We start from the raw sequence: 12897 nt of genomic DNA, 5'->3' as shown, positions 1-12897 counted from the left end.
CCTTCGTTCGGGTCTGGACCAGCTCCGTCGGTTCGGTTCTGGACCACCACCGTACAATGTCACGTTGTTTCCGCAGGTGACAGGGTGTAGGTGCGACTCGACGCATAGAAGTCGAGCGCGGCCCGTCCCTGCTCGCGCGGCCCGAGGCTCGATCCCTTGGACCCTCCGAACGGCAGATGGAAGTCCACGCCGGTGGAAGGGGCGTTGATCCGGACCATCCCGGTGTCGAGCGCGTCGAGGCCGTGCAGGGCGGTGTTCAGATCGGCCGTGTGGACCGAGGTGACCAGGCCGTACGGCACGGAGTTGGTGATCCGGACGGCCTGGGCCAGGTCGTCGGCGGGCAGCAGGGCGGCGATCGGGCCGAAGACCTCCTCGTGCAGCAGCGGATGTCCGGGGGGCACCTTCTCGACCAGCGTCGGCGCCGTGTACCAGCCGGGTCCACCGGAAGCGAGCGTGCCGACGGCGAGCGTGGGCAGCCCCTCCCGGGCCGCGGCGACCCGGTCACGGGCCCGCTCGTGGATGAGCGGACCGCAGACGGTGGCCGGGTCGGCCGGGTCGCCGACCGGGACGGTGCGCAGCGTCTCGGTGAGAGCCTCGCGCAGCGGGTCGAGGGCGGCGCCGACGGCGACGACCCGGCTGGTGGCGGTGCACTTCTGCCCCGCGTAGCCGGCGATCGCGGCTGCGATGTGCGCGGCGGCCTGTCCGATGTCGGCGTCCGGCAGCACGATCGCCGCGTTCAGCCCGCCCATCTCGGCCTGGACCGGGACCCCCCGGGCCAGGGCGTACGCGGCGACGGCCCGGCCGACGGCCGTCGAGCCGGTGAAGGAGACGGCGTCGGCGGCGGAGACGAGCGCGTTCCCCTCGGTCGCCGCTCCGGGCAGAACCGTGAACACCCCCTCGGGCAGCTCCTTCTGGACGATCTCGGCCAGGCGCAGCGCGCACGCGGTGGCCTCGGGGGCGGGCTTGAGCACGACGGCGTTGCCGACGGCGAGGGCCGGAGCCGCCTTCCAGCTCGGGATCGCGAAGGGGAAGTTCCACGGGGTGATGAGCCCCGCCACGCCGTGCGGCCGGCGCCGGGTCAGGAGGAGTCCGGCCCCCGCCGCGGGTTCGTGGACGGCTCCGGTCGGCTCGAAGGGGGCCTGGGCGTAGTAGCGCCAGATCGCGACGGTACGGGCGACCTCCGCCCTGGCCTCGGTGAGCGGCTTGCCGACCTCGCGTACGGCGAGTGCGGCGAGTTCGGGCCCCGCGGCCTCGACGGCCGCTGCGACGGCGCCGAGGGCGGCGGAGCGGGCCGCCGCCCCGCCGCGCAGCCAGCCGGTCTGGACGGCGCGGGCCCGTTCGACCGCGTCGGCCACCGCGAAGGCGCCGGGGGTCGGGATCCGCAGGAGGACGTCGGCCGGATCGGCCGGGTTGTGGGAGGTGAGGACCGGGCCGCCGGTGAGATCCACGGGATCAGGGCGGTCGGTGCGGTGGGCGATCACAGGAGGAAGCCTCCGGGGAACGGGTCGTCAGGGTCGAGGAAGTACTGCGCGGTACCGGTGATCCAGGCCCGGCCCGTCACGGTCGGAACGACGGCGGGCACCCCGCCGACCTCGGTCTCGGCGACGAGCCTGCCGGTGAAGCTCGTACCGATGAAGGAGTCGTTGACGAAGTCGCGGTCGAGCGGCAGCTCGCCCCGGGCGTGGAGTTGAGCCATCCGCGCCGAGGTGCCGGTTCCGCACGGGGAGCGGTCGAACCAGCCGGGGTGGATCGCCATGGCATGCCGGGAGTGGCGGGCGTCGGAGCCGGGGGCCGCGAGATAGACGTGCTTGACCCCTTCGATCTCCGGCCGTTCCGGGTGGACGGGTCGGTCCGGCGAGGCGTTGATCGCCTCCATGACGGCGAGTCCGGCCGCGAGGATGTCGTCCTTGCGGGCGCGGTCGAAGGGCAGCCCCAGGTCGTCCAGGGGGACGAAGGCGTAGAAGTTGCCGCCGAAGGCGAGGTCGTAGGTGACCGTTCCGTGTCCGGGCACGGTCACCTTGCGGTCCAGGCCGGCACAGAACGCGGGCACGTTGGTGAGGGTGACCGACTTCGCGGCTCCGTCCTCGACGCGTACGTCGACGGTGACCAGCCCCGCCGGGGTGTCGAGCCGCACGGTGGTGACCGGCTCGCTCACCGGCACCATGCCGGTCTCGACGAGGACGGTGGCGACGCCGATCGTGCCGTGTCCGCACATCGGCAGCAGGCCGGAGACCTCGATGTAGAGCACGCCGTAGTCGGCGTCGGGCCGGGTGGGCGGCTGGAGGATGGCACCGCTCATGGCGGCGTGCCCGCGCGGCTCGTACATCAGGAGCGTGCGGAGATGGTCCAGATGCTCGATGAAGTGCAGCCTGCGCTCGGCCATGGTGGCGCCGGGGATCACCCCGACGCCGCCGGTGATCACACGGGTGGGCATGCCCTCGGTGTGCGAGTCGACGGCGTGGAAGACATGACGGGTCCGCACGGGCTTCCTTTCGCTGGGCGGGTGTGGTGGGCCGTGGTCGTCGTGGGTCCTGGTCAGTGGTGGCCGTCGGCCACGGCCTTCTCGGTGGCGGTCCGCACCCGGGCCTCCGTCTCGCCCGTGAGCGGAAGGCGCGGCGGACGGGTGGGGCCGCCCGGGAGGCCCACGATGTCCATGGACAGCTTGATCGCCTGGACGAACTCCGTCCTGGAGTCCCAGCGCAGCAGCGAGTGCAGGGACTTGTAGAGCGGCAGCGCGGTGGCCAGGTCACCGGCGACCGCCGCGCGGTACAGCTCCGCGCAGGTGGCGGGGAAGGCGTTGGGGTAGCCGGCGATCCAGCCGACGGCACCGGCCACGGCCAGTTCGAGCAGGACGTCGTCGGCGCCGATCAGCAGATCGAGTTCCGGGGCGAGTTCGGCGATCTCGTACGCCCTGCGGACATCGCCGCTGAACTCCTTCACGGCGACGACGGAGCCGTCCTCGTACAGCCGGGCCAGCAGGTCGGGGGTGAGGTCGACCTTGGTGTCGACCGGGTTGTTGTACGCGACCACCGGCACGCCCGCCGCCGCCACGTCGGCGTAGTGGGCGCGTACGGCCGCCTCGTCGGCGCGGTAGGCGTTCGGGGGCAGCAGGAGCACCGAGCCGCAGCCCGCCTCGGCCGCCTGCTCCGCCCAGCGCCGGGACTCGGCGCTGCCGTAGGCGGCGACGCCGGGCATGACGCGCGCCCCGTCGCCCGCCGCCTCGACGGCGGTGCGGACCACGCGGGCGCGCTCCTCGTCGGTGAGGGTCTGGTATTCACCCAGCGAACCGTTGGGGACGACTCCGTCGCAGCCGTTGTCGATCAGCCGGCGGACGTGCGCTGCGTAGGCGTCGTGGTCGACGGAGAGGTCGTCCCGCAGGGGCAGGGTGGTGGCGACCATGATGCCGCGCCAGGGGGTGGCGCCGGTCCAGGAAGTGCCGGTCATCTCGACGAACCTTTCTGTATGGTGTGACATTTTATTGAGCATTCCGCCGCGCCCACAAGGGGCGGTCCTCTAGGGCTCCTCGTCGAGCGCGGCCAGCGCCGACAGCGGGACCGGCACGGCCAACGGGCGGCGCCCTGCGGGGGGTTCGGCCCGGGCTTCGGTGGTGTCGGCTCCGGATGCGGCGAGGCACGCCACGGCCGTCCCGCACATCCGGCCCTGGCACCAGCCCATACCGGCCCGGGTGAACAGCTTCACGGTCCGCGCGTCGCGCGCGCCGAGTCCGGCGACCGCCTCCCGGACCCGTCCGGCGGTGACCTCCTCGCAGCGGCACACCTCCGTCTCGTCCGTCATCCACCGCGGCCACCCCGGTCCGGGCGCATGGGCGGCGGCCATGACGTCCGCGAAGGCGCGCATCCGGTCCCGGCGGCGCCGCAGTTCTCGGATCCGGCTTCCGGGAGCGTGACTCCCCCGCAGCCGGACCGCCACCGCGATACCCGCCAACTCGCCTTCCGTGCGCGCCAGTTCCGCGCCGCCCACGCCTCCGGCCTCGCCCGCGGCCCAGAGGCCGCGCACCGAGGTCTCCTGGAGTGAGTCCAGGGTCAGTGCCAGAGTGCCGTCCGGCACGGGGCGGGTGGTACAGCCGAGCGCCGTGGCCAGCTCTATCTGGGGGACCAGTCCGTGCCCGACGGCCAGGGCGTCGCAGGCGATCAGCCGGCCCGACCCCGGTACGGGCCGCCAATCGCGGTCGAGCCGCGAGACGGTGACGGCCTCCACACGGTCGACGCCGTGCACCTCGGTGACGGCGCTGCGCGTCCGGAGCCGTACGCCGTGCCGCAGCAGCGCACCACCGTGGAGCAGCGCCTCGGCGGCCTTGCGGGGGTTGGCCACGAGCGCCCGGGGACTCCGGGCGTACCGCAGGTATCCGGAGGCCTCCACCACGGCGGGCACCCGCGCACCGGCCGCGGCCAGCGACGAGGCGACCGCGAGGAGCAGTGGACCGCTTCCGGCCACGACCACCCGCCTTCCCGGAAGCACCAGGCCCGACTTGAGCATGGCCTGCGCTCCCCCGGCCCCCACGACTCCGGGCACGGTCCAGCCGGGGAAGGGCAGCTGACGCTCGTACGCCCCGGTGGCGAGCAGGACGGCGCGGGCACGTACCGTCGCGGGGCGTTCCTCGGCGCCGTCGGATCCGGTGACGGCCTGCACCGTCCAGAAGCCATCGGGCGCCGCGTCTCTCCTGGTCAGGCTCCACACATGGTGTCCGGCCAGGTGGGTCACGTCGGAGTCCGCCAGGCGGCGGCTCAGGTCGCGGAAGGCCGACCAGTCGTGGTGCAGGGCCTCGGGCCGCACGGCGCCCAGGGTCGGTGACGGATGCCGGTAGAACTGCCCGCCGGTCTGCGGGCAGGCGTCCACGAGGGCGACGGCCAGGCCGAGTTCGGACGCGGCGACCGCGCCGGCGATCCCCGCGGACCCCGCACCGACGACCGCGAGGTCGTACGTCCCGTGCCGTTCAGACCCCGAGGCGGTCATGGCCGTGCCCTTCCTGCGTGGTGATCGCGTCGCCGGGGCGGACGGGGACCAGGCAGGCCCGCCGGTTGGGCTGCCCGTTGACCGTGGCGAGGCAGTCGTAGCACTGGCCGATGCCGCAGAACGCACCGCGCGGCCGGCCGCCCCTCCGGGTCGTGCGCCAGGCGAGGATTCCGGCCGCCCACAGCGCGGCGGCGACGGACTGCCCGGGCAGGGCGGTGATCGGGCGGCCGTCGAAGGTGATCTCGAACGGCGGACCGGGCTGCGCCCCGACCAGGTCGGTGGGGGTACGGGCCACGGGGCCCCTCCTCTCGTGACGGGTGTGCGGGTTCAGGAGGGCACGGAAGCGAATCGCTCGGGCCTGAACGGACCGATGTCGAGCGGGGGTTCGCCCCCGGTGAGACAGCGGGCGACGATCTGCCCGGTCACCGGAGCGAGTCCGATCCCGGCGCCCTCGTGTCCGCAGGCGTGCAGCAGACCGGGGACGCGCGGATCCGGGCCGATCGCCGGGAGGTGGTCCGGCAGATACGGGCGGAAGCCCGCGTACGTCCGGATCGCCCGGACCCCGGCGAGCACCGGGAAGAGCTGGACGGCACCGGCCGCCAGGCGCCGCAGCACCTCGGTGGAGAGGGTGCGGTCGAAACCGACACGCTCCCGGCTGGCGCCGACGAGGACCGGGCCGGCCGGGGTGCCCTCGACCACCGCCGAGGTCTGCAGCGCGGCCGATCCGCTGGCCACGTCGGCCACGTAGTCGGCCGCGTAGACCTTGTGGCGCACCACGCGCGGCAGCGGTTCGGTGACCAGGACGAAACCCCGGCGGGGCAGGACGGGAAGCTCCACTCCGGCGAGGCGCGCGAGGTCACCGCCCCAGGTTCCGGCGGCGTTGACCAGGTAGGGGGCGTGGAGCTCGCCCGCCGAGGTACGGATTCCGCGCACCTCGCCCGAGGATCCGGTGAGGACCGCGAGGACCTCCTCGCCGAGCCTGAGCCGAACGGCCCCCCGGCCACCGCCCCGGCTCCCGCTCGCGCGCAGCAGGTGTGCGGCGGCGAGGGCGGGCATGACCTGGGCGTCCTGCGGGTAGTGGAAGCCTCCCGCGAGGCCGGGTGCCAGGTGGGGTTCGAGCTCGTGCAGCAGCCCGGCCGGGACCTCCACGGCGTCGACCCCGGCCTTGCCCTGTCCGGCGGCGAACGCCCGCAGGGCGTCCATGCCGTCCTCCGTCGAGGCGACGACCAGTCCGCCCTTGGGTTCGTACTCGATCTCCGGCGGGAGCAGTTCGGCCAGCTCCCGCCACAAGGTTCCTGAGATCAGGGCCAGTTCGAGTTCGGGCCCGGCCTCCTTGTCGGAGACCAGGAGGTTCCCCTCCCCCGCACCCGTGGTGCCGCCCGCGACGGGGCCGCGGTCGACGACGGTGACGGTGAGGCCGGCCCGGGCGGCATAGTGGGCGCAGGCCGCGCCGACGACGCCCGCACCGACGACGATGACGTCCGAGCTGTTTCTCGTGAGCACGTCAGTAATATTTCACATTGCATTGGTTTCGCCAAGACCCCGCGCAGGACGAGGAGGGCCGGCCCCCCGTACGAGGAGGACCGGCCCTGAGGGATCAGGCGGGGGTCAGCTGCGCAGCGGGCCCTCACAGCTGTAGCTCGACGTTCCGGCAGTCCTGTTGGACCAGATCTCCACGGGTCCGAAGCTGCAGTTCATGTCGGCCAGGTTGGTGGAGGCCGCACCGGCCCGGTCCAGGATGAAGTAGTCGACCGTCTCGGACATGTCCTTGAAGTTCTGGTCGTCGCTGGACCACTTGGTGAGGTTGGCCGTGATCCGTCCGGTGCAGGTGAACCGGCGCTTGCCCGGGTCGCCGTTCTCGACACAGTCGGGCGTGTTGTACGTGGCGGTGGCGAAGGAGGACCTGACGGCGGCGAGCGTGGAGTCGCGCAGCCGGTCGTTGGGCGTGTAGGTGGTGTTCGGGACGTAGAGGTCGTCGACCTTGGCGATCTGCGCGTCGAGGAAGCGGTCGTAGCCACGCTGGACGTAGGTGTCCGCGCCCGTCCGGTGACGCCAGGAGTCGTACGCCTGGACGTCGTTGTTGCGCAGGTGGCGGTACATCTCGCGGAGCAGCGAGGGCTTCTCGGTCCAGAGGTACTCGAAGAACGTGCCGGCGTAGCTGTAGAAGCGGAAGCCGTCGCCGTCGTAGGTGGCGTTGAGGATCTGCTCGACGTTCATCCGCGGGTTGCCGCCCGCGGTGTCGCCGATGATGCTGCGCACGAGCGACTTGCGGACGGCGATGCCGTTGTCGCGGGTGGCGCCGTCGAAGAACTCGGCCGTGCCCTCGTCCATCGCGGTCGTACGGTCGCCCTCGTACCAGGGGCCCTCGCCGAAGAAGCCGGGGACGGCGAACCGGCCGTTGAGGTAGTGGACGTACTCGTGCCGGAACAGCTCCTCGAGGGTGAGGGAGGAGTCCTGTGGCACGCGGCGCTGGTACGTGTAGAAGGTGGCGCCCCGCTCGATGTAGATGCCTCCGTTGTTCGTGTCCATCCCGGTCAGGACGGGGTGGTAGTTCTCGTAGTCGGCGCGGGAGCCGTACAGCACGATGTTCAGGCTGGTGTTGGGGTCGCCGGCGAGCGGCTGCTCGGTGCCGAGGACACGGTGGTACTGCGCCTTGACCTGCTTGCTCGCGTAGTACAGCTGGTCGACGGTGGCCCGGTCGAGACCGGTGCGGACCTTGATCGCCCCGTTGTCGTAGGTGTACGTGTAGGGGAAGATCTGCTTCTCGATGTCGTCCTTGCACACCCCGTACGGCTTGCAGGCCTCGTAGAAGTTGAGCCAGGAGACGAGGCTCGCCCAGGGCGCGCTGCCGGCGCCCCAGTCGTTCCTGACCGGGCCGACCAGTCCGCCGAGGTCGGCGACGACGGAGTCCTTCAGCCCCTCGATCTGGCCGAAGCGGCCGTACTCGCCGAGGGCGTCGCGGGTCACCCAGGCATTGGCTCCGCCCTTGAGGTGGGTGTACCCGGCGAAGGCCTTGAAGGCGGCCCGGTAGGCGGGGTCGGCGGCCGCCGCCGCGTGGAAGGCGGTGTCCTGGTTGCCCGGGTAGACGCCCAGGTAGTTGACGGACAGGGCGGCCAGTGCGGCGCCCGCCCAGCCGGCGTCCCCGTGGGTGGCCGGGCGGTCGGGCCCCATGGTGGCGAGCACGTTCTTGATCAGCGCGAGCTGGTGGTGGCGCAGGCCCGGGGCGCTGGCGGCGTAGAGGGCCTCGCGAAGGGTGCGGGCGTTGCTCGGGGTGACGTCGAAGGTGCGGGCGGCGCCCCCGAGGTCGGCGATGCCCCGGCGCATGGCGTCGACGGTCGGGGCGTCGGTGACGTCGATCTCGTCGCGCGAGAAGTCGTGGTAGGCGACGGCGTGCAGGTAGGTGAACATCTCCTCCAGGTGGGAGGAGTTCCGGCCGTCGTGGGCGGCGGCCAGGCTCGATATGCGGCGGGAGACGGCCTGGACGTGGGCGTCGGACATGACGGGCGCGAGCCGGGCGTCCCAGGTCCAGACGAGGCCGCGCAGACAGCCGTCGGCGGTGACGGCCGGGTCGGCGAGGAAGTCGGCGAACGCCTCGGGGGCGAGGCCCGTGATCCCGTCGAGCGTGCAGGGGACGCCGGCCGCGGTGGTGGTGACGGCCGCGGTCCGGGCCCGCACGGTGGTGGCGGCGTCCGCCCGGCCGGGAACGCGGCCGGTGGCGAGACCGCCGGGGGCGGGGGCGGGCCCGAACCTCTGACGCGGGACGGCGGCGAGGTGCTCGACCTCGTCGAAGGGGTTGGCACCCTGCCCGGCCTGGGGCGCGGCCGCGCCGAGCGCCCGGGCCGGGGTGGCGGGAGTGGTCGGGGAGTCCGTACCGGCCGCGGAGACGGCGGTCTGACCGGCAGAGGCCAGGAGGGTGACCGCTATCGCGGAGGCGAGCAGGGACGAGCGCACGCGTCTGTGGATGGACAACAGAACTCCTGCTGTAGGGGGTGGCTGTGGGGGTGGAGCGAGAACTGTTGTGGTTCGCACGGCATGTGACGGACACTCACCGTGCCGTGTGCGCTGTAACATAGTAATGTGAAATTGCACTGACAACCCCTCGGGCGCCATCGGCTTCCCGGCCCGCACCGGACGCGAAGTAGGTCAAATCACCCCGACGTGTGCGTATAGGCTTGTCGGCGCGTGTTGCCGACCCGCCCCGCCCCCGTGCCGTCAGGAGACCCCTCGTTGACCACCGCGATCGCCGCCACCGAAGCAGCCCCCGAGGCCCCCGGGGCCGAGACCACGGACTTCGTCGTCCAGGACGTGCCCGACGTCGTGGTCAGGGACGCCCGTGAGTTCGGGGTCTACGCCCGCACCGGCGGATGGGCGTTCGCGCTGAAGGTGGCGCGCAGTGTGCGGCCCGGCGGGCAGGCGGCGGACGAGTCCGGCGTCTCCGGCGCCAAGGTGTCGGCGAAGGCCTTCGCCGAGCTCGCGGAGTGCTCCCCCGAGCGCGTCATGCGGTATTACAAGGCCTGGGACATGGCCGCCGACGACGGCCTCGTCCCGCAGTTCGAGGCGCTGGTCCCGGGCGAGGACATCGAGCTGCCCGAGGCCGACGTCTGGCTGTCGTACTACTCCTCACGCTCCAGCGCCTCCTCCGTGCGCGGACACGCGATCACCGCCGCGGCCGAGGCCGAGGGCATCCGGCCGACGAAGGCGCTGGAGGTCGCGGAGAACCCCACCGCCCTGCGGGCCGCGATCCTCGCCGACCCGGGCACGGCCGAGGCGGCGCGTGGCGCGCTGCTCGACCGGATGAAGGAGGACCCGGCGTTGCAGACCGAGATGGCCCGCGCCATCGCCAGGACCGACGAGCTGAAGAAGGCCGTGGCCGGCGAGGCCAAGGCGGTCGACCGGATCGCGTACGTCCGGCAGATCGCGGAGAAGGGCCAGATCAGGACGCCCGCCGGGCAGACGGTCGAGGCGCCGGCCGCGCTGCGCGCCGAGGCCGAGCGGCACCTCTCCCTGATCGACGAGCTCGACGACGCCGAGGGGGCGGGCGAGTGGGCCGGCGAGGCGTACGACGCGGTGAAGGGGATGGTCGCCGAGGCCGTCGAGGCCGATCCCGCGCTGCGTGTCCAGGAACGCCGGACGAAGTTCTACAACAGCCTGCAGAAGGCGACGAAGGTCTTCGAGGAGCTGACGCTCGACGAGGTCCTGGAGGAGGACGTCGTCGAGGACGACATGCTCCAGCGCCTCGAAGCCCTTCAGGCGGCGATCAGCAGCTGCATCGACACGCTGCGCAGGGCGACCGCCGCCTCCTGACGCGCTGCCCGGCTCAGTCCTCGTGACCGAGCTGCAGGTCGCGTTCGGTGCGTCCGCCGCCCGCGACCTGCAGCACGGTCGCGACCGGCGGGTAGCCCGCCGCGATCACCGTGTACTCGCCCGACGACAGGTCCACGAACCGGAAGGTGCCGTCCGGCCCCGTCGTCAGGGTGTCGACGACGTTCCCGGCCGCGTCGAGCAGCGTGACGCGCGCGTCCTCGACGGGCCGTCCGCCACCCGCGCGCACCGTCCCGCGCAGCACCGCGCCGCCCGCCAGCTCGATGTCCTGGCGGGTCTCGCGGGAGGCCTGCACGCTGACCGGCAGCGCGGCCGGCCGGAAGGCGGGGGCGCTGGCGGCCAGCGTGTACTCCCCCGCCACCAGCTCGGTCATGACGTAACCGCCCTCGCGTCCGCTGCGGGTCGAGGCGACGACCTCGCCGCGTACGTCGGTGAGGGTGACCGCCGCGTCCCGTACGGGGGTGCCGTCGGCGGTCACGACGGAGCCGGCGAGGCGGCCCGCGCCGCCGAGGACGACGTCGAGTTCCACCGGCCGTTCGCCGACGGTGACGGAGACGGCCTGCGGCTGGTGGCCGCCGGCCGCCGCGATCAGGACGTACGAGCCGGGCCCGGGAACGCTCAGGGCGTACCGCCCGTCCTCGCCGCTGCCGCCGCGGCCGATCTGCTGCCCCTGGACGTCGATGAGGGTCAGGGCCGCGCGCGGGACGCGGCTGCCGTCGTGGTGCTGGACCGTGCCGCAGACCGGGAGCCCCGCGGTGCGGCCGCCGGAGGCGGCGGGGGCGGCGGCCGCGCGGGCGCGCGGGACGCCGGTGGGGGCCTCGGTGGTGGGGGTGTGGTGGGACACCAGCGGTTGCTCCTTGAGGAAGAAGGCGAGGACGAGGCCGAGCACCAGGACCGGCACGAGGTAGAGGAAGATGCGCGGCATCGCGTCCGCGTACGCCTGGATGTAGGCGTCGCGCAGGGCGGGCGGCAGGGCGTGCACCGCCTGAGGTGTGATCGATTCGGCGGCGGGCAGCGGCGTTCCGGCCGTATGGGGCAGGGAGTCGGCGAGGGCGTCGTCGAGCCGCGAGGCGAAGAGGGTGCCGAAGACGGCGGCTCCGACGCTGCCGCCGATCTGGCGGAAGTAGTTGTGGGCGCTGGTGGCGGTGCCGAGGTCGCCGGGGCGTACGGAGTTCTGGACGGCGAGGATCAGGACCGGCATGACCAGGCCGATGCCGACACCGAGGACGGCCTGCCAGACGCTGTGGTGGAGGCGCGGGGTGTCCGTCTCCATCCGGGAGAGCAGCCACATGCCGACGACGGAGACGGCTCCGCCGAGCACCGGATAGATCTTGTAGTGGCCGGTGCGGGTGATCAGCTGCCCCGAGACGATCGAGGCGAGGACGATCCCGCCCATCAGCGGCAGCATGAGGAGGCCGGACTCGGTGGCGCTTGCGCCCTCCACCATCTGCAGGAAGGTCGGGAGATAGCTGGCGGCGCCGAAGAGCGCGATGCCGACGACCGCGCCGACGAGGCTGGTGACGGTGAAGACCGAGTCGCGGAACAGCCGCAGCGGGATGAGGGGTTCGGGCGCGAAGTGCTCGACCACGAGGAAGAGCAGGGTGGTTGCGGCCGCTCCGGCGGCGAGACCGACGATGACCCGGGAGTCCCAGGCGTACTCGGTCCCGCCCCAACTGGTCAGCAGGACCAGGCAGGTGGAGGCGGCGGCGAGCAGGACCGAACCGAGGACGTCGAGCCTGGCCCGGGTCTTCGGCCTGGGGAGCTTGAGCACCACGGCGACGACGGCGAGGGTGACGAGGCCGAAGGGCACGTTGAAGTAGAAGCACCAGCGCCAGGAGACGTGGTCGGTGAAGAAGCCGCCGAGCAGAGGGCCCGCGACGGAGGCGAGTCCGAAGGCGGCGCCGATGAGTCCCATGTACCGGCCGCGTTCCCGGGCCGGGACGATGTCCGCGATGATCGCCTGGACGCCGATCATCAGGCCGCCCGCGCCGACTCCCTGGACCGCGCGGAAGGCGATGAGCTCGTCCATGGAGCGTGACCAGCCGGCCAGGGCCGAGCCGATGACGAAGACCACGATGGCGAAGAGGAAGACGCCCTTGCGGCCGAAGAGGTCGCCGAGCTTTCCGTAGACCGGCAGGCCGATGGTGGCGGTCAGGAGGTAGGCCGTGATCGCCCACGACATCCGGTCCAGGCCCTGGAGTTCGCCGACGATCTTCGGCAGGGCGGTGGCGACGATCATCTGCTCCAGCGCGGCGAGCAGCAGCGCGAGCATGAGGCCGAAGAAGACGAGCCGGACGCGGCGGGGATCGAGGGCGCCGTCCTCGGCCGGGGGCACCGGTGCCTGGCCGGAGGGCGGATCGTCCGCGACGCGCGGTGCCTCGTCCTTCACCAGCGTGATCGCACCCACGTGCTGCTCCCCTCGTCACGACATCAGCGCCGCGCCATTCTTCGCATTGGGCGCGAAGCGGGAGCAAGTCGGGCGGTACGGGAGGTCAGCCGCGCCCGGTGCGGCGAACGGGCCTGCGAGGCGGCGCACTTGGGGCGCTCATCAGCGCGTTTACGGAGAGCCCCGCGACCCCCGGGCGCGCGGGGCGCCGGTGC

9 protein-coding genes are annotated in these 12897 nt (G+C 72.8%); 1 reads left to right on the top strand and 8 read right to left on the bottom strand.

Annotated elements, in window-relative coordinates; translation table 11 throughout:
• Window positions 1–59: 59 nt before the first annotated feature.
• The 7 genes from ACZ3OF_RS01090 to ACZ3OF_RS01060 all read right to left on the bottom strand — a co-directional run bounded on the left by ACZ3OF_RS01090 (window position 60) and on the right by ACZ3OF_RS01060 (window position 8943).
• A complete protein-coding gene (locus ACZ3OF_RS01090; RefSeq protein WP_467301946.1) occupies window positions 60–1481 on the bottom strand; it encodes an aldehyde dehydrogenase family protein in 1422 nt (473 codons plus the stop codon).
• The gene (locus ACZ3OF_RS01085) at window positions 1478–2482 is read right to left on the bottom strand and encodes a proline racemase family protein (protein ID WP_361667013.1); all 1005 of its coding nucleotides are present in this window, start codon (window positions 2480–2482) and stop codon (window positions 1478–1480) included. The genes ACZ3OF_RS01090 and ACZ3OF_RS01085 overlap by 4 nt, the downstream gene beginning before the upstream one ends.
• A gap of 53 nt (window positions 2483–2535) precedes the next feature.
• Window positions 2536–3444: a dihydrodipicolinate synthase family protein gene (locus ACZ3OF_RS01080; protein WP_361667015.1), complete on the bottom strand. Its 909-nt coding sequence runs from the start codon at window positions 3442–3444 to the stop codon at window positions 2536–2538.
• A gap of 69 nt (window positions 3445–3513) precedes the next feature.
• Entirely contained in the window at window positions 3514–4974 is a 1461-nt protein-coding gene (locus ACZ3OF_RS01075) for an FAD-dependent oxidoreductase (protein ID WP_467301942.1), read from the bottom strand.
• Complete coding sequence (locus ACZ3OF_RS01070) at window positions 4955–5269, bottom strand: (2Fe-2S)-binding protein (protein ID WP_361667018.1); 315 nt, start codon at window positions 5267–5269, stop codon at window positions 4955–4957. Before ACZ3OF_RS01070 ends, ACZ3OF_RS01075 begins: the two co-directional genes overlap by 20 nt.
• 32 nt (window positions 5270–5301) lie before the next feature.
• Window positions 5302–6477, bottom strand: coding sequence for an NAD(P)/FAD-dependent oxidoreductase (locus ACZ3OF_RS01065; protein ID WP_361667019.1), 1176 nt, complete (start codon window positions 6475–6477; stop codon window positions 5302–5304).
• A gap of 105 nt (window positions 6478–6582) precedes the next feature.
• Window positions 6583–8943, bottom strand: coding sequence for a collagenase (locus tag ACZ3OF_RS01060; RefSeq protein ID WP_361667021.1), 2361 nt, complete (start codon window positions 8941–8943; stop codon window positions 6583–6585).
• Window positions 8944–9201: 258 nt separating this feature from the next.
• Between ACZ3OF_RS01060 and ACZ3OF_RS01055 the strand changes: the two genes are divergently transcribed.
• A complete protein-coding gene (locus ACZ3OF_RS01055; RefSeq protein WP_467301938.1) occupies window positions 9202–10278 on the top strand; it encodes a hypothetical protein in 1077 nt (358 codons plus the stop codon).
• Between the two features lie 13 nt (window positions 10279–10291).
• Here the strand turns inward: ACZ3OF_RS01055 and ACZ3OF_RS01050 are convergent, their stop codons facing one another.
• Window positions 10292–12703 (bottom strand): MFS transporter, encoded by a 2412-nt coding sequence (locus tag ACZ3OF_RS01050; RefSeq protein WP_467301936.1) that lies wholly within the window; start codon window positions 12701–12703, stop codon window positions 10292–10294.
• Window positions 12704–12897: the final 194 nt, after the last annotated feature.

This window comes from Streptomyces sp. NPDC022552 (assembly GCF_055561875.1).
This window is presented reverse-complemented; position numbering and strand designations above follow the sequence as displayed.

What these genes read in the sequence shown, in the direction of transcription:
- ACZ3OF_RS01080 (WP_361667015.1), bottom strand. Translation starts at nt 3,444, where the DNA reads ATGACCGGCACTTCCTGGACCGGCGCCACCCCCTGGCGCGGCATCATG.
- ACZ3OF_RS01075 (WP_467301942.1), bottom strand. Translation starts at nt 4,974, where the DNA reads ATGACCGCCTCGGGGTCTGAACGGCACGGGACGTACGACCTCGCGGTC.